Origin of the sequence: Cohnella rhizoplanae (assembly GCF_948329515.1) — a bacterium.
Taxonomy (GTDB): domain Bacteria; phylum Bacillota; class Bacilli; order Paenibacillales; family Paenibacillaceae; genus Cohnella; species Cohnella rhizoplanae.
Window position 1 is genome coordinate 66,756 of sequence record NZ_CAOJCN010000001.1, and the last position, 15,606, is coordinate 82,361.

18 protein-coding genes are annotated in these 15,606 nt (G+C 61.8%); 15 read left to right on the top strand and 3 right to left on the bottom strand.

The genetic code is table 11. The features are described 5' to 3' along the window. Positions 1–201 precede the first annotated feature (201 nt). Positions 202–384 carry a hypothetical protein gene (locus tag PQG80_RS00320; RefSeq protein WP_271749116.1) on the bottom strand — a complete coding sequence of 61 codons (183 nt, stop codon included), beginning with the start codon at positions 382–384 and terminating at the stop codon, positions 202–204. 34 nt (positions 385–418) lie between these two features. Next, positions 419–652 carry a hypothetical protein gene (locus PQG80_RS00325; protein ID WP_271749117.1) on the bottom strand — a complete coding sequence of 78 codons (234 nt, stop codon included), beginning with the start codon at positions 650–652 and terminating at the stop codon, positions 419–421. Positions 653–891: 239 nt separating this feature from the next. Between PQG80_RS00325 and PQG80_RS00330 the strand changes: the two genes are divergently transcribed. Both PQG80_RS00330 and PQG80_RS00335 read left to right on the top strand, forming a co-directional pair. Beyond that, entirely contained in the window at positions 892–1,626 is a 735-nt protein-coding gene (locus tag PQG80_RS00330) for a class I SAM-dependent methyltransferase (protein WP_271749118.1), read from the top strand. A 99-nt stretch (positions 1,627–1,725) separates the two neighbouring features. Continuing rightward, entirely contained in the window at positions 1,726–1,923 is a 198-nt protein-coding gene (locus tag PQG80_RS00335) for a cold shock domain-containing protein (RefSeq protein ID WP_271749119.1), read from the top strand. 208 nt (positions 1,924–2,131) lie between these two features. Here the strand turns inward: PQG80_RS00335 and mnmA are convergent, their stop codons facing one another. Beyond that, complete coding sequence (gene mnmA, locus PQG80_RS00340; RefSeq protein WP_271749120.1) at positions 2,132–3,262, bottom strand: tRNA 2-thiouridine(34) synthase MnmA; 1,131 nt, start codon at positions 3,260–3,262, stop codon at positions 2,132–2,134. Between the two features lie 279 nt (positions 3,263–3,541). Between mnmA and cymR the strand changes: the two genes are divergently transcribed. The 13 genes from cymR to PQG80_RS00405 all read left to right on the top strand — a co-directional run bounded on the left by cymR (position 3,542) and on the right by PQG80_RS00405 (position 15,468). Beyond that, complete coding sequence (cymR, locus tag PQG80_RS00345; protein WP_271749121.1) at positions 3,542–3,961, top strand: cysteine metabolism transcriptional regulator CymR; 420 nt, start codon at positions 3,542–3,544, stop codon at positions 3,959–3,961. A gap of 12 nt (positions 3,962–3,973) precedes the next feature. After that, positions 3,974–5,137, top strand: a complete 1,164-nt coding sequence (locus tag PQG80_RS00350; protein WP_271749122.1) for a cysteine desulfurase family protein — start codon at positions 3,974–3,976, stop codon at positions 5,135–5,137. A gap of 50 nt (positions 5,138–5,187) precedes the next feature. Further along, a complete protein-coding gene (locus PQG80_RS00355) occupies positions 5,188–5,703 on the top strand; it encodes a PRC-barrel domain-containing protein (protein ID WP_271749123.1) in 516 nt (171 codons plus the stop codon). A 6-nt stretch (positions 5,704–5,709) separates the two neighbouring features. Beyond that, positions 5,710–5,916: a hypothetical protein gene (locus tag PQG80_RS00360; protein WP_090114827.1), complete on the top strand. Its 207-nt coding sequence runs from the start codon at positions 5,710–5,712 to the stop codon at positions 5,914–5,916. Between the two features lie 182 nt (positions 5,917–6,098). Then, entirely contained in the window at positions 6,099–7,169 is a 1,071-nt protein-coding gene (locus PQG80_RS00365; RefSeq protein WP_271749124.1) for an AI-2E family transporter, read from the top strand. A gap of 419 nt (positions 7,170–7,588) precedes the next feature. Continuing rightward, the gene (gene alaS / locus PQG80_RS00370; RefSeq protein ID WP_271749125.1) at positions 7,589–10,234 is read left to right on the top strand and encodes an alanine--tRNA ligase; all 2,646 of its coding nucleotides are present in this window, start codon (positions 7,589–7,591) and stop codon (positions 10,232–10,234) included. Between the two features lie 142 nt (positions 10,235–10,376). Then, entirely contained in the window at positions 10,377–10,652 is a 276-nt protein-coding gene (locus PQG80_RS00375) for an IreB family regulatory phosphoprotein (RefSeq protein WP_271749126.1), read from the top strand. Continuing rightward, positions 10,652–11,086 carry a Holliday junction resolvase RuvX gene (gene ruvX / locus PQG80_RS00380; RefSeq protein WP_271749127.1) on the top strand — a complete coding sequence of 145 codons (435 nt, stop codon included), beginning with the start codon at positions 10,652–10,654 and terminating at the stop codon, positions 11,084–11,086. Before PQG80_RS00375 ends, ruvX begins: the two co-directional genes overlap by 1 nt. After that, entirely contained in the window at positions 11,079–11,384 is a 306-nt protein-coding gene (locus PQG80_RS00385; protein ID WP_271749128.1) for a DUF1292 domain-containing protein, read from the top strand. The genes ruvX and PQG80_RS00385 overlap by 8 nt, the downstream gene beginning before the upstream one ends. Further along, positions 11,381–11,698, top strand: coding sequence for a DUF1292 domain-containing protein (locus tag PQG80_RS00390; protein ID WP_271749129.1), 318 nt, complete (start codon positions 11,381–11,383; stop codon positions 11,696–11,698). Before PQG80_RS00385 ends, PQG80_RS00390 begins: the two co-directional genes overlap by 4 nt. 84 nt (positions 11,699–11,782) lie before the next feature. Further along, positions 11,783–13,126, top strand: coding sequence for an endolytic transglycosylase MltG (gene mltG, locus PQG80_RS00395; protein ID WP_271749130.1), 1,344 nt, complete (start codon positions 11,783–11,785; stop codon positions 13,124–13,126). Between the two features lie 129 nt (positions 13,127–13,255). Continuing rightward, positions 13,256–14,182 (top strand): peptidase U32 family protein, encoded by a 927-nt coding sequence (locus tag PQG80_RS00400; protein WP_271749131.1) that lies wholly within the window; start codon positions 13,256–13,258, stop codon positions 14,180–14,182. Positions 14,183–14,196: 14 nt separating this feature from the next. Beyond that, positions 14,197–15,468 carry a peptidase U32 family protein gene (locus PQG80_RS00405; protein ID WP_271749132.1) on the top strand — a complete coding sequence of 424 codons (1,272 nt, stop codon included), beginning with the start codon at positions 14,197–14,199 and terminating at the stop codon, positions 15,466–15,468. The last annotated feature ends 138 nt before the right edge of the window (positions 15,469–15,606 follow it).

Consider the following 15,606-nt stretch of genomic DNA (forward strand, 5'->3'; position numbering starts at 1 on the left):
GGCCCGCGCGTCTATCGTCTTGCTCCGGGCGCTCGCGGCGGCATCGACGGCCGGCTGCGGCGCGCATGCCGCGGACAGCAGCAGCGCCGCACCCAGCGCGGCGAACGGGCGGGCGGCTTTTCTCATCGGACGGACCCCCATGAACAGAGATTGGCAATCCGTTCTAGTATGTCCCGCCCCCGCGCGCTTATCAGGCGTTCGTCAGGCGCGCCCCGCCGAGAAAAACGCGTAAACGATCAGAAAAAATGCGAACGCGACGAGCACGAGCGAGATGGTCGCGAGCCCCCTGCGGAGCTTGGCCGGCACGTGGTCACGCTGCCAGATCAGCACCGCGGCGAGCCCGAACGATGCGATGGCGAATATCAGGGTGGCGCTGTAATCCATTGCGGTCGCGTTCTCCTTTCCGGACTGCCGGGCGCTAGACGTTGCGCAGGCTGTTCATCACTTCGGCCAGCTGCTGCTCTCCGCCGGGGAAGTCCTCCGCGACGAGTCTCCGCTCCGCCCAATGCATCATCTCGGGGCGGCTGAGGAACTTGTGGCATTCCTCGCCCCATTGGTCCGAGATCTGACGCACGACGAGCGTCTTGCCCTGGACCTCCACGGTCAGCATGTTGTAGTGATCGTTTTTGTAAATTACGTGTTTGGCGAACATGTCGTTAACGCCTCCCGTCCGGCATCCAAGTGCCGTTTCTGATACGGCGAAGCCGTTATTCAAGACTATAGAAGAGATGGCGGCAGAAATCAATGCGGCGCCGCGTCGCGACGGGAAAAACCGCCTTAGGAAGCCAACCGTTGACAGGCGAGAAACGAGGTGGCACATTAGGATGAGGCCCGCAGGGGCCCGAAGACGAGAAGAGACGAGCGAGAAGAGACGAGAGGAGCTTGCGAGAGATGGAAAAGAAACCCGCATACCCCCAGACCGGGGTCGCTTCGACATGCCGTTCATACGAGGAATATGAGCGGATGTTCGGCATCGAGGAGGAAAAGCTGCGCGGACAAAAGGTGCTCGACGTTGCGGGGGGCGCATCGTCCTTTACGGCGGCGCTGCGCGCGCGGGGCATCGACGCTTACGCCGCGGACCCTTTTTACGCCGGCGACAGGGAAGTCACCATAGCCGCCGCCAAGCGGGAGATCGACACGTCCTCGGCCAAGCTGGCCGCCATGGCGCATATCTACGATTGGAGCTACTACGGGTCCCCGGAACGCCACAGGGCGCTTCGCGAAGCATCGCTGGCGGCTTTCGCGGCACACTTTACTTCCGAAGACGGGGCGGACCGATACGCTTCCGCCGGCCTTCCGGATCTGCCTTTCGCCGACGATTCGTTCGCGCTCGCCGTGTGCAGCCATTTTCTGTTTCTGTACGCCGGGCAGTTCGGCGAAGACTTCCACCTGGCCGCCCTGCGCGAACTGCTGCGCGTCACGAAGCCGGGCGGGGAGATCCGCGTCTACCCGCTCGTTACCCTGGCCTGGGAGCCGGTCCTTTATCTCGACCGACTGCTGCGCTTGCTTGAGAAGGATGCTGCGGCGCGGCTTGTAACGTGCAATCTGCCTTTCGTGCCGAGCGAGAGCCGCACGTTGGTGCTCGTTAAAAAAGGCGGGATACGTGGACAAGATAAGAGGCTGTGACAAAATGAGACATAAAATTCACATATTGCGTCTTGACAATGTTTCCGCTATAATAAACTCATTCGCCGATTTACGGCGAGATTTTAGGAGGTTTTTCATTTGAGAGGAACAGTTAAGTGGTTTAACGCAGAGAAGGGCTACGGCTTCATCTCGGTAGAAGACGGCAACGACGTATTCGTTCATTTCTCCGCTATCCAAGGCGATGGCTTCAAGACTTTGGACGAAGGCCAAGCGGTAGAATTCGAGATCACCGACGGTAACCGCGGACCGCAAGCAACGAACGTCGTTAAGCTGTAAGCACCGCCCGCGCGGCCGCTCACTATAGCACGACATCGCAATCGAAGAACCTCCGGCCCAGGCCGAAGGTTCTTTTTTTCTATGTCCTTCTCTATATCCATGCAGATCATATAGAAGTCGCCTAACTAAAACCCCGGCCGCGCCGTCTATAAGACAAGGCAGCCGGGGTTTGGTTTTAGCGTTTCAGAGAAGAACTTCTCTGACGGTCTCAGCTCAGACCGCTCATCGCAGCCTTGTGCACGCGCTCGATGGTGCCGCCGCCGAGACAGGTATCTCCGTCATAGAATACGACGGCTTGGCCTGGCGTGATCGCCTTCTGCGGCGAGTCGAACGCGACCTCCAGCGTGCCGTCCGGCTGTGGCGTCAGCGTCACGCCCTGATCCGGCTGGCGGTAGCGGAACTTGGCGGTGCACCGGAACGGCCCCTCAAGCGGGGCGGGCGCGATCCAGTTCACCTGGCCTGCCGTCAGGCCATGGGAGAACAAGATCGGATCCCGTTCGCCCTGAACGACGTACAGCACGTTGCGCTCGAGATCCTTGTCCGCGACGAACCACGGTTCGCCCGTGCCCGAACCGCCGATGCCGAGGCCCTGACGCTGTCCGAGCGTATAATACATCAAGCCGTCGTGGCGGCCCTTGACCTCGCCGGTGGCGGCATCGATCATGTCGCCGGGGCGTGCGGGCAGGTACTGGCTGAGGAATTCCTTGAAGTTGCGCTCGCCGATGAAGCAGACGCCCGTGCTGTCTTTTTTCTTGGCCGTCGCGAGGCCCGCGGCCTCGGCGATCCGCCGTACCTCGGGCTTGGGCAGGTGGCCGATCGGGAACATCGCGCGGGACAGCTGCGACTGGTCGAGCGCATGCAGGAAGTAGGTCTGGTCCTTGTTGGCGTCGACGCCGCGCAGCAGCTTGTACTCGCCGTCCTCGAACGTCACGCGCGCATAATGGCCCGTGGCGATGACGTCCGCGCCGAGATCGAGCGCCTTCTGCAGGAACTCGCCGAACTTGATCTCGCGGTTGCACATGACGTCGGGATTGGGCGTCCGGCCTCTGCGGTATTCGTCGAGGAAGTACGCGAACACTTTGTCCTTGTACTCTTCCTCGAAGTTGACGGTGTAGTAGGGGATGCCGATCTGATCGCATACGCGCCGCACGTCCTCGGCGTCGAGATCGGCCGTGCAGACGCCGAATTCGTCTGTGTCGTCCCAGTTTTTCATGAACACGCCGATCACGTCGAAGCCCTGCTCCTTGAGCAGCAGCGCCGTGACGGACGAATCTACGCCGCCGGACATGCCGACGACGACCCGCGTGCCCGCGGGGTTGGCAAACCGAGAATCTTTCATTATAATAATCACTCCTGCGCTAGCGAATGGGATGGGGCCGAACCGGTAACACCCATTGTAGCATAACTTCGCAGGATTCGCCGACGGGGAGCCGGCAAGGGCGAGAAGGCGCATCAAATTTACATGAATATGTCACCGATTTTTTGACCACAACGAAGGATGATGTGATAACATAGATGTGAAATGGGGATACCCCCCTTTTTTTGCATCCATGTTACCGACCCATCCCATATAAAAAGAGATGACTGCGCCGCTGTCTGCGTAGAACGAGGTGCCGATTTGAAGATTTCGACCAAGGGCCGTTACGGACTGACGATTATGATGGAACTGGCCTCCAAGTTCGGCGAGGGCCCGATCTCCCTGAAAAGCATCGCCGAAAAAAACGGACTGTCCGAGCATTATCTGGAGCAGTTGATCGCTCCGCTTCGCAACGCGGGGCTCGTAAAGAGCGTACGGGGCGCCTACGGCGGATACATACTCTCCAAGGATCCGGAGGGCATTACCGCGGGCGACATCATCCGCATACTCGAAGGGCCGATCAGCCCGGTGGACTTTACGGAGGAGGACGACGCGGCCAAGCGCGACCTGTGGCTGCGCATCCGCGACAGCATCGCGAGCGTGCTGGACTCTACGACGCTGTCGGATCTCATCAACTTCAAGGATGAGGGCAAGCCTGACAGCTATATGTTCTATATTTAGACGGTGATGGACATGGAACGCATTTATATGGACTATGCCGCGACGGCGCCGATGCTCCCCGAAGCGCTCGCGGCCTACGTCTCTGCTGCATCGGAGGCGCCCGGCAATCCGTCGAGCCTGCACGGTTACGGCCGCGGCGCCCGCAGCCGAATCACCGAAGCCCGGGACGCGCTGTCCAGGGCGCTCGGATGCCGACCGGACGAGCTGACCTTCACCGGAGGCGGCACCGAGAGCGACAATGCCGCGCTGTTCGGCGCGGCGCGGGCTCAGCGGTCTAGAGACGCTAGGCGGACCGGCATCGTGACGACGGCCGTGGAGCATCATGCGGTGCTGCACGCCGCCCGGCGGCTGGCCGCCGAAGGCTTCGAGCTGACCGTACTGCCGGTCGATCGCGCGGGTCGCGTCTCCGTACGCGACGCCGAAGCCGCGATCGGCGATACGACCGCAGTCGTCAGCGTCATGTACGGGAACAACGAGACCGGCACCCTGCAGCCGATCGCGCAGGTCGGCGAACTCGCACGGAGCCGCGGCGCCGTCATGCACGTCGACGCCGTCCAGGCGTTCGGCTACGAGCGCATCGACGTCGGCGCGCTGCCTGTCGATCTCCTCAGCCTGTCCGCCCACAAGATCGGCGGGCCGCAGGGCGTCGGCGCGCTCTACGTGCGGAGCGGCACCCCCTGGGAGCCGCTGCTTCACGGCGGCTCCCAGGAGCGCCGCCGACGCGCGGGCACCGAGAACGTGGCGGGCATCGCCGCGTTCGGCGTCGCCGCGGACATCGCTTCGCGCACGCTGGAGACGCGTCGAGCGCATGCCGAAGCCGTGCGCGAGGCGCTGCTGTCCGGGCTGCGCGAGCGGCTTGGCGCAGAGGCCTTCAGCGTCAACGGAGACCCTGACGCCGCAGGCAGGCTGCCTCATATTTTGAATATCGGCATCGAGGGCGTTTCTAATGAGACCTTGCTGATGAATTTAGATTTGCAAGGGATCGCCGCATCCGGCGGCTCCGCTTGCACGTCCGGCTCGCTGCAGCCTTCGCACGTGCTGGTCGCGATGGGGCTTTCGTCTCATTTTTGCAAAAATTCGGTAAGATTCAGCTTCGGAATGGGCAATACTATCTCCCAGGCGGACAAAACGGCGGAAATTGTTGCAACCATTGCCTCCCGCTTGCGTAAGAGATAACAGGCAGACGCCTATACATGCGAGGTTCTATGCATCGAAGCTTGCAGCAAATGATCGGATTGCCGGTGATGCTTCCCGGCGGCAAGCGGGTAGGCCGCTTGCTGGACATCGGATTCGACGAATTTTGGGAGGCCGAGTTCGCCGTCCTGGACGGCAGTTTCGGATTCCGGCGCAAGGTCCGCATCGTAAAGTGGGAAGACGTCTTAACGAGCGGCGAAGACGTCCTGGTCATCAAGGACGAGGACGCGATCCGGAGCATGCCTCGCAAGAGCTTGCAGCGGACGTTCCACACGGGATTGATTCGAATGAGGGAGCTTCCCGTCTATACGTTGGAAGGCCAGGAACTCGGCCGCATTTCCGATGTTTATTTTCGCAAGACCGCGGGTACACAAATAGCAGGCTATGAGTTGACGGACGGATTTCTCGCGGATGTGTTCGAGGGCAGACGGCGCATGTACTTGCCCGACGGACCCAAGGACTTGACATTGGGCGAGGACGCGATCCTCGTACCCGCATCATACGAGCGTATTATGGATAGAGAACCTAACGCGGAAAGTGACAGGTGATAACCGATGATGAGATGCCCGAACTGCAATTCTAAAGATATCGGCAAGATCGGATCGCATCAGTTTTACTGCTGGAGCTGCTTTATCGAGTTGACGGTGAACGGGGACAAGATGTCCGTTTACCAAGTCGAGGAAGACGGCACGCTGAGTTCGCTCGACGATCTGTTTTTCGGAGAGCCGATTCCACCGCATATTCACGCAGGCGGCATGTGACGATTCATTCCGGGCAATCGGATTATCATCACTTCCTGAACGGCCCCCGCGCTCTGCCGAGAGCGCAGGGGCTTTTTGTTGTTTATCCCGGTTGTGGCAGTTCGTCCTCCAACAGGTTTATGCAGGTAAGGTTGTACATATACTGGAGGGTGGGCCGGATTAGAGCGATCGGGGGTGAAAAGATGAACCGGCTGTCGCAAAGCCGTCTGCTAGCCGTGCTCGTGTATATCGTGCTGGGACTTCTGGGGCTGTATCTGGTGACGCTCGTCAGGCCGATGCTGCTATCGGTGTGGCGCTTCGCCAAGGCCGTGTCCGCGCCTTTCCTGATCGCGATGATCATCGCTTACGTGCTCAACCCGATCGTCGCCATGCTGCAGCACCGCAGAATGCCGAGGACCGCCGCCGTGCTGCTGATTTATGCAGTGTTCATTTTCAGCAGCGCCGTCGTGCTGGTGAACGTCGCTCCTATGTTCGCGGCACAGGTGCGGGAGCTGAACGAGCATATGCCTGAATTGACGCTGCGGGCGCAGAGTATCGTCGACAGCTTCAACAAAAACGACTCGCTTCCGGATACGATCCGAAGCGGCATCAACCGGGCCGTATTCGGACTCGAGAAACAGATCTCGATGCGCATATCCGATTTTCTGAACAATATCGGCGCCGTCGTGAACGTCGTGTTTCTGCTGATGATCGTACCTTTTCTCGTCTTTTATATTTTAAAGGATATGGACGTGTTCGAACGGGCCGTGCTGAAGTACCTGCCGCGCGCGAGGAGGCAAGGGGCGATCCGGCTGTTCAAGGAAATCGACATGGCGCTGGGGAGTTACATACGCGGTCAATTCATCGTGTCGCTTTGCATCGGCCTTGCCGCTTATATCGGCTACCTGATCATCGGCATGCCATACCCTTTGCTGATGGCGGCTTTCGTCGCGCTGTTCGATATCATCCCGTATCTAGGGCCGTTCCTGGGCGCGCTACCCGCCTTGATCATGGCGAGCACGGTCTCCTGGAAAATGGCGCTGCTCGTCGTCATCGTCAATACGCTGTGCCAGACGCTCGAGAGCAACGTTATCAGTCCGCAGGTCGTCGGACGGTCGATGAAAATGCATCCGCTCACGATTATCTTCGTCCTGCTGATCGGCGGCGAGCTCGCCGGCGTCGTCGGTCTGCTGCTGGCCGTGCCGCTATACGCTGCGCTGCGCGTCGTCGTCCAGCATCTATTCGCGTATTATATCAGGCGAAAAACCGTTTGACACCGCCGAAAGCGCGACTTTATAATGATGAAGTCGCATGCAAAATGCCGATAACCATAATCACCTAGCGTTGAAGAAGCAAGAGTACCCCGAGAGTCCGCAGTGCAGAGAGAAGACGCCTTGCCTCATCGCCCCCGAGCCTTACGGCTCCAGGACAAGCGATAGGCCCGGCTGCGAGCGTCTTCGTGCGAAGGGCGGGGGAAGCCGGCTTCCGAGCTTCGGACCCGATCCGACGGGCAGGCCCGTTATAGCCTGACTAAGGCGATTCCGCATCGCTAGTCCGGCTGCTTGCCGGCCGACGGCGGAATAACCAGGGTGGTACCGCGATTCAATCGTCCCTGATTTTCAGGGGCGTTTTTTATTTTTTTAGCCCGTCAACCCGGCCGACGCGCCGCCATTACAAGGGAGGATCACCCCATATGCAACCGTTAAAAGCCGCAGAAATCCGAGACAGATGGCTTCGCTTCTTCGCTTCCAAAGGACACCGCGTTGAGCCGAGCGCCTCGCTCGTCCCGCACAACGACCCTTCGCTCCTGTGGATCAACGCAGGCATGGCGCCGCTCAAAGCTTACTTCGACGGCCGGGAGAAGCCGGAAAACCCGCGCATCGCCAATTCGCAGAAATGCATCCGCACGAACGACATCGAAAACGTGGGCAAGACGCGCCGCCATCACACGTTTTTCGAAATGCTCGGCAACTTTTCGATCGGCGATTACTTCAAGGAAGAAGCGATCACTTGGGCATGGGAGTTCCTGACCGGTCCCGAATGGATCGGGTTCGCGCCGGAGCGGCTCTCCGTTACCGTGCATCCCGACGATGAGGAAGCCTTCAAGTTCTGGAACGAGAAGATCGGCATTCCCGCCGAGCGCATCGTCAAGCTGACCGACAACTTCTGGGATATCGGAGAAGGCCCTTGCGGCCCATGCACCGAGATTTTCTACGACCGCGGCGACGCCTACGGCGATCTGTCCGATCCCGAGTGCTTCCCCGGCGGAGAGAACGAGCGTTTCCTCGAGGTGTGGAATCTCGTTTTCTCGCAATTCAACCACAACAAGGACGGCAGCTACACGCCGCTGCCGAACAAGAACATCGATACCGGCGCAGGCCTGGAACGCTTCGCATCGATCGTGCAGGACGTCGACTCGAACTTCGACACCGACCTGTTCCAGCCGATCATCGCGCGCGCCGGCGAGATCGCGGGCGTGGCATACAAGGTTATCCCGGAGCACGATGTCGCGCTCAAGGTCATCGCGGACCACATCCGCACGGTCGCCTTCGCGGTAGGAGACGGCGTCATGCCGTCCAACGAAGGCCGCGGCTACATTATTCGCCGCCTGCTCCGCCGCGCGGTCCGCTACGGCAAGGTCATCGGCGTGGATCGTCCGTTCCTGTGGGAGCTCGTGACGACGGTCGGCGGAATCATGGGCGGCTACTATCCGGCCGTCGTGGAGAAGGCGGAGTTCATCGAGCGCGTCATCCGCACCGAGGAGGAGCGCTTCCACGAGACGCTCAGCGACGGGCTGTCGCTGCTCGCCGATCTGTGCGCCAAGGCCGCCAGCGCAGGCGAGCGGACGGTATCGGGCGCAGACGCGTTCAAGCTGTACGATACGTACGGCTTCCCGTTCGACCTGACCGAGGACTACGCGGCCGAGCAGGGCATGACCGTGGACCGCGAAGGCTTCGACGCGGCGATGGACGAACAGCGCCAACGCGCGCGCGCCGCGCGCCAGGAGACGGAGAGCATGAAGGTCCAGGGCGGTCCGCTCGCCGATTATACGGCGAAGAGCGAGTTCGACGGCTATGGCGCCCTGACACTGGGCGCGACCGTCGCGGCGATCGTGTCCGGCGACCGGTTCGTCGACGCGGCCGGCGCGGACGAGACGGTGTCGGTCATCCTTGACCGGACGCCGTTCTACGCCGAGAGCGGCGGCCAGGTGAGCGACACCGGCATGCTGGTCGGCGAAGGCGGACTCGTCGCCTCGGTCGGCGGCATGAGCAAGGCGCCGCACGGACAGCCGCTGCATCAAGTGACCGTGACTTCGGGCACCCTTAAGGTCGGCGACAAGGTGACGGCGAGCGTCGACGCGGTCGACCGCGCGGACATCGTACGCAACCACACGGCTACGCATCTGCTGCACAAAGCGCTGAAGCAAGTTCTCGGCGAGCACGTCAACCAAGCGGGCTCGCTGGTCGAGCCGGGCCGCCTGCGCTTCGACTTCTCGCACTTCGGGGCGATCACGGCGGATGAGCTGGCGGACGTCGAGCGCAGGGTCAACGAACAGATCTGGCTCGGCACCGACGTCGACATCAGCCTGAAGCCGATCGACGAAGCCAAGACGCTAGGCGCGATGGCGCTGTTCGGCGAGAAATACGGCGACATCGTCCGCGTCGTCCGCGTCGGCGATTACAGCCTCGAGCTGTGCGGCGGCTGCCACGTGTCGAACACGGCGCAGATCGGACTTTTCCGTCTAGTGGGCGAGAGCGGCATCGGCTCCGGCGTCCGCCGGATCGAAGCCGTCACGGGCCGGCACGCATACGCGTACATGGACGAACAGATCGGCCTGCTGAAGAGCGCGGCCGGGCTGCTCAAGACGGGCGTGGCAGAAGTCCCGCGCCGCATCGAGTCGCTCCAGGGCGAGCTGCGCCAGTCGCAGCGCGAAGTCGAGTCGCTGCAGAGCCGGCTCGGTCGCCTCGAGGCAGCCGATCTGCTCGGCGGCGCCAAGGAAGTGGGCGGCCTGACGCTGCTCGCCGCCCAGGTGAACGCCGGCGGCATGGACGCGCTGCGCGGCGTCGCCGACGAGCTGAAGGCGAAGCTGCCGGAGGCCGTGCTGGTGCTAGGCGCCGTGCACGACGACAAGGTGAGCCTCGTCGTATCGGTCTCGCCTTCGCTCGTGAAGCGCGGACTGCACGCCGGCAAGCTCATCAAGGAGCTGGCCGCCATCTGCGGCGGCGGCGGCGGCGGCAAGCCCGAGCTCGCGCAGGCCGGCGGCAAGGATCCTTCCAAGCTCGGCGAAGCGCTGAGCGCAGCCGAGGGCCTGGTGGCCGCAGCGGGCGCGGGCGCCTGATCCGGGACCGGAGTTAGGCGCCTGGCGCAGCCGGGCTGAGCGCCTTGCCGCGCGTCTTTGGCCACCTCGCGGCGAGGCGCTTCCATTTCCCGTCCAGCGGAGAATATGATATGATGTTGGCATAAAGCGAGGTGCTGCGACAATGAGCTCGTCCGACAAGAATCATATGGATAAGACGGTCAAATTCGACGTCATGCCCGACCCGGAGGAGATCTCTGCCAAGGATATCCTGCTGACGGTGCACGACGCGCTGGTGGAAAAGGAATACCATCCCATCAACCAGATCGTAGGCTATCTGCTGTCCGGCGATCCGGCCTATATCCCGCGGCACAACAATGCGAGAAGTCTGATCCGGAAGAAAGAACGCGACGAACTCATCGAAGAGATGGTCCGCTTTTATCTTCAACAGCACCGCTGATGCCGAGGATCATGGCGTTGGACTACGGAGACAGGCGGACGGGGGTGGCGGTCAGCGACGCGTTCGGATGGACGGCGCAGGGCGTCGAGGTCATCCAGCACAAGACCGAGGGCGCCTGCCTGCGCAGGGTGACGGAGCTGGCCGCGGAGCTCGAGGCCGATGAGATCGTCCTCGGGCTGCCCAAGAATATGAACGGCACCGTCGGCCCCAGGGGCGACCTGTGCATCGCCTTCGCGGCGCGGCTCGAGGAGACGTTGAAGCTCCCCGTCAAGCTATGGGACGAGCGCCTCACGACCGTCGCCGCCGAGCGCGCGCTGCTCGAGGCCGACGTGAGCCGAGCGAAGCGCAAGCAGGTCATCGACAAGATGGCCGCGGCGATATTGCTTCAGAGCTATTTGGATTCCAGAGGGAGAGGGGCTAACTTGAATGGCTGACGACAATATCCGCCCGGAAGACGAAGCGGAGATCATTTATATCCCCGACGACGACGGCAACGACGAAGCGTTCGAGGTGATTATGCGCTTCGAGCTCGACGACGGCACCGACCGCAAGTACATGATGGTCGTGCCGGCCGACGCCGAGGACGAGGAGCAAGAGGTATACGCGTTCCGCTTCGACGAAGAGGACGACGAGATCAAGCTGTACCCGATCGAGAGCGAGGAAGAGTGGGAGATCGTCGAGGAGACGTTCAACACGCTGGCGGCCGAGTTCGGCGGCAGTGAAGAACGATGACCGAGACGGGGAACCCGGACCGTTCCTCCGGGATCGGCGCGCTGCAGGAGGCGTTCGGCCGCGAGATCGAGCTGACCGGAGAGAGCGGCGACGCCATGGTGTACCGGATCCTGGCCGAGCTTAGCGTGAACGGCAGGCCGTACGCGGTGCTGCAGAGCGAAGCGATGCGCAAGGAAGGCGAGATCGAGGTGTTCCGCGTCCTGCTCGAGGATGCCGGCGAGCCGAAGCTCGAGTCGGTCGACGACGACGGCGAATGGGAAGACGTCGCCGAAGCGTTCGACGACCAGCAGTTCGGTTCCGACGACAGGCCCTAAACGTACCAGGCGGCGATGATGAAGAGCGGGCGACCGCTCTTCACGGCTATTCGGCCGCTTTTTATTCAAGCAGGAGGGACAAGCGTGAGCAAAGACGACGACAACAACGGGTGGAAATCCGTGTATTCGGGCAATCTTCCGGACGACCGCGAAGATACCGAAGCGGCTCCGAACCGGGAGCGCGGCGAAGCGGAGCAGCAGGAGATCGCGCCGCTGCCGCCGCGGGCGCGGACGGGTTCAACGGCCGAGCGGACGGGAGCGCCGCCCCAGGGGAATGCGTCGGTTTCCGCAGCAGCCGCGGGCAAGCCCGAGCCTAACCCCGCGTCCGAGCCCGAGGAAGCGGAGGACGAAGACGACGAGCCGCCGAAGAAAGGGCACGCCGTACTTTGGTCTTTCCTGATCGCGCTCGGACTCGTCGTCGTCGTCGCCGCTTCAGCCCTTTTTTACGTATGGAACGGACTGCGGCCTCCGGCCGCCGCCGACCAGCAGGTACGCGTCACGATCAGCAAGGGCATGGGCGCCAAAAAAGTCGGCGAGTCGCTCGAAGCGCATGGACTTATCCGCAACACCTTCTTGTTCAGCATGTGGCTGAAGTACAAGAACGAAGGCTCCAGGTTCCAGGCCGGCGAGTACGACTTCACGCCCGGCATGACGAACGGCGAGATCGTCGCCAAGCTGAATAACGGCTCGACGGTCGCCGCCGCCACGGTCCGCTTCACGATTCCCGAGGGCTTCACGGTCGTGCAGATCGCGGACCGTCTGGCCAAGGAAGGGATCGTCGACAAGGACAAGTTCATGAACGCGGTGCGCAACCCCGTCCAGATCGCGAACTCAACCTGGACCAAGCAGATTCCGGAGGACAAGGATCTGCGCTATCCGATCGAAGGCTACCTCTTCCCGGAAACGTACGAGATGAAGAAGGGCAGCACGGAGAGCGATATCATCGACCGGATGCTCGCGGAGCTCGACCGCAAGCTGGGCACGCTGCCGGAGGATTGGCAGAGCGTTCTGGAAGAGCGCGGCTGGACGCTGCATGAGCTGCTCACGGCCGCCTCGCTCGTCGAGCGGGAAGTCGTGGTCGACGAGGAGCGTCCGATCGTCGCCGGCGTGATCCTGAATCGCCTGGATCAGAAAATGCCGCTGCAGATCGACGCGACGATCCAGTACTTGCTGGACAAGCAAAAGGAAAAGTTGACGAACGACGATCTGAAGGTGGACAGCCCGTATAATACGTATCTGACGAAGGGCCTCCCGCCGGGACCGATCTCGAGCCCGAGCCTCAAGTCGATCGAAGCGGTGCTATACCCGGCCGATACCGATTACCTGTATTACGTGACCAAAAAGGACGGCACGAATACGCATCTGTTCGCGGAGACTTACAAGCAGCATCAGAAGAACATCCGCGACAGCGAAAAGAACGAGAAGTAACAGCGGCGCAGAGCTTAAGCCTGCGACTGCCATACGGCCCGGCGGCGGCATCGCCCGGCGCGCTGTCCCGAGCGGACGCGCGGCCGGCGCGGCCGGCGCCGGGCCTCACGTTTGGATGAGGTGAAGAATATGACAACCGAGCTATTGATCGCGGCCGGATCCATCGACCAGATCCGGTCGTACGCCGGCGCAGGCGCGAACGCCGTACTCATCGGCGACTCCCGGTTCGGAGCGCGCCTGCCCGGATCGATCGCGGAGGCCGATCTGAAGGAAGCCGTCGCCTGCGCGCACGACCTAGGCGCCAGAGCTTATATCGCGGCGGGCAAGCTGCTGCGCAACCACGAGCTGCCCGCGCTGCCGGGCTACCTGCGCGCGGCCGCAGAGGCGGGAGCGGATGCCGTAACGTTTGGCGATCCGGCCGTCTGGATGGCCGTCCGCGACGCTGCGCCGGCCATGGCAATGCACTGGAACGTCGAGATGACGGGTACGAATTCGGCGGCAGCGGCGTTCTGGTCGAGACGCGGCGTGTCCCGCGCCGTCCTGGCACGCGAATTGAACGGCGAAGAGATCGCGGACTTCAAGCGCAGCGGCACGATCGAAGTGCAGGTCCAGGTACACGGCATGACGAATATCTATCATTCCCAGCGCAATCTGCTGCAGAGTTACATGGACTATCTGGGCCGAGAGGCGAGCCTGGTCGATCTGGGGCCGAGCGAAGGCCGGTTCTTGATCGAGGCGGAGCGTCCCGACGAGCGCCTGCCCGTCTATGAGGACGACAACGGCACGCATGTGATGAGCGCGGACGACATCTGTCTGCTCGAGGCGCTGCCGGAACTGCTGGAAGCGGGCGTCGACAGCTTGTACATCGAGCCGCTGCTGAAGTCCGAAGCCTATAATGTCGCCGCGATTCGCAGTTATCGGCGAGCGATCGATGCCTGGCATCGCGACCCAGGCGCATACGAGTTCGACGAGGAATGGCTGGCGCCCATCCGCGCGCTGCAGGATCCCGGACGCGAGCTCAGCTTCGGATTTTTGTATAAGGAACAAGTTTACTAATGGAGGTGTTGACGATGAACGGCACTGCCGTCCATGCCGCCGAAGCCGCCGCAGGGAACGGGCGCCGGTACCGGCTCGACCGGCCCGAGCTGCTCGCCCCCGCCGGCAATCTGGAGAAGCTGAAGTTCGCCGTCCACTACGGCGCGGACGCCGTCTACATCGGCGGACAGAGCTACGGCCTGCGCTCCAACGCGGACAACTTTAGCTTCGAGGAGATGCGCGAGGGCGTCGAATTTGCCGCCCGTTACGGCGCCAAGGTTTTCGTAGCGACCAATATTTATGCCCACCAGGAGGATCTCCCGGGCATCGCCGACTATTTGAAGCAGCTTGAAGCCGCCGGCATCGCGGCCATCATCACGGCCGACCCGGCCATCGTCGAGACGGCCATGCAGCACGCGCCGGGACTAGAAGTTCATCTAAGCACGCAGCAGTCGACCATGAACTGGCAAGCCGTGAGGTTCTGGAAGGAAGTCGGATTGCCCCGCGTGGTGCTCGCGAGAGAGACGTCCATGGAGGAGATCCGCGAGATCAAGTCCCATGTCGACCTCGAGCTCGAGGTGTTCATTCACGGCGCGATGTGCTCTTCGGTGTCGGGGCGGTGCGTGCTATCCAATCATTTCACCGACCGGGATTCGAACCGGGGCGGCTGCTGCCAGTCCTGCCGCTGGAAGTACGACCTGCACCAGGAGCAAGGACCGATCGGCGATCCGGGGGACAACATGTTCACGATGGGCAGCAAGGACCTTTGCATGATCCGGCATATTCCCGATCTGATCGAAGCGGGCGTGGATAGCTTCAAGATCGAGGGACGGATGAAGAGCATCCACTACGTCGCCTCTGTCGTCGGCGCTTACCGCCAGGCGATCGACGCGTACATGGCGGATCCGGCGGGCTACGAACTGCAACCGGCCTGGGAGGAAGAGATCGGCAAGGCGGCCAACCGGCCGCTGAATACCGGCTTTTTCTACAGCACGCCGGGAGCGTCGGAGCATATCTACGAGCCGGAGGAGAAGCCTGCGCCCTACGACTTCGCTGCCATCGTTCGCGAGTACGATCCCGCGACCGGCATCGCGGTCGTCGAGCAGCGCAGCCCCTTCAGGCCGGGAACCGAGGTCGAGTTCGTCGGCCCGGGCGGAAGGAGCTTCAAGCAAGTCGCGGGGCCCCTCTCGGATACGGACGGCGCGGCCGTCGACGTAGCCAGACACCCGCTCCAATTGATCCGCATCCGCACGGTCGAGCCCGTCGCGCCGCTCGATATGATGCGAAAAAAGATCGGTTCTGTCTGATTTTTCGACAAAAATAAATAGTTTGGACTAGAAATCGTTTCAAAAGGATATTAAATGTGCTTGTCGAATTAACACTGATAGTGCAGATGGCCGATATATAATCGGAGATGATTCTGCGCCGTCGGATGTTCGGCAAGC

Bases quoted from the DNA above. Each gene is read 5' to 3' on its own strand.
- PQG80_RS00320 (WP_271749116.1), bottom strand. From the start codon at position 384: ATGGATTACAGCGCCACCCTGATATTCGCCATCGCATCGTTCGGGCTC.
- PQG80_RS00325 (WP_271749117.1), bottom strand. From the start codon at position 652: ATGTTCGCCAAACACGTAATTTACAAAAACGATCACTACAACATGCTG.
- PQG80_RS00330 (WP_271749118.1), top strand. From the start codon at position 892: ATGGAAAAGAAACCCGCATACCCCCAGACCGGGGTCGCTTCGACATGC.
- mnmA (WP_271749120.1), bottom strand. From the start codon at position 3,262: ATGAAAGATTCTCGGTTTGCCAACCCCGCGGGCACGCGGGTCGTCGTC.
- PQG80_RS00350 (WP_271749122.1), top strand. From the start codon at position 3,974: ATGGAACGCATTTATATGGACTATGCCGCGACGGCGCCGATGCTCCCC.
- PQG80_RS00355 (WP_271749123.1), top strand. From the start codon at position 5,188: ATGATCGGATTGCCGGTGATGCTTCCCGGCGGCAAGCGGGTAGGCCGC.
- PQG80_RS00360 (WP_090114827.1), top strand. From the start codon at position 5,710: ATGATGAGATGCCCGAACTGCAATTCTAAAGATATCGGCAAGATCGGA.
- PQG80_RS00365 (WP_271749124.1), top strand. From the start codon at position 6,099: ATGAACCGGCTGTCGCAAAGCCGTCTGCTAGCCGTGCTCGTGTATATC.
- alaS (WP_271749125.1), top strand. From the start codon at position 7,589: ATGCAACCGTTAAAAGCCGCAGAAATCCGAGACAGATGGCTTCGCTTC.
- PQG80_RS00375 (WP_271749126.1), top strand. From the start codon at position 10,377: ATGAGCTCGTCCGACAAGAATCATATGGATAAGACGGTCAAATTCGAC.
- ruvX (WP_271749127.1), top strand. From the start codon at position 10,652: ATGCCGAGGATCATGGCGTTGGACTACGGAGACAGGCGGACGGGGGTG.
- PQG80_RS00385 (WP_271749128.1), top strand. From the start codon at position 11,079: ATGGCTGACGACAATATCCGCCCGGAAGACGAAGCGGAGATCATTTAT.
- PQG80_RS00390 (WP_271749129.1), top strand. From the start codon at position 11,381: ATGACCGAGACGGGGAACCCGGACCGTTCCTCCGGGATCGGCGCGCTG.
- PQG80_RS00400 (WP_271749131.1), top strand. From the start codon at position 13,256: ATGACAACCGAGCTATTGATCGCGGCCGGATCCATCGACCAGATCCGG.
- PQG80_RS00405 (WP_271749132.1), top strand. From the start codon at position 14,197: ATGAACGGCACTGCCGTCCATGCCGCCGAAGCCGCCGCAGGGAACGGG.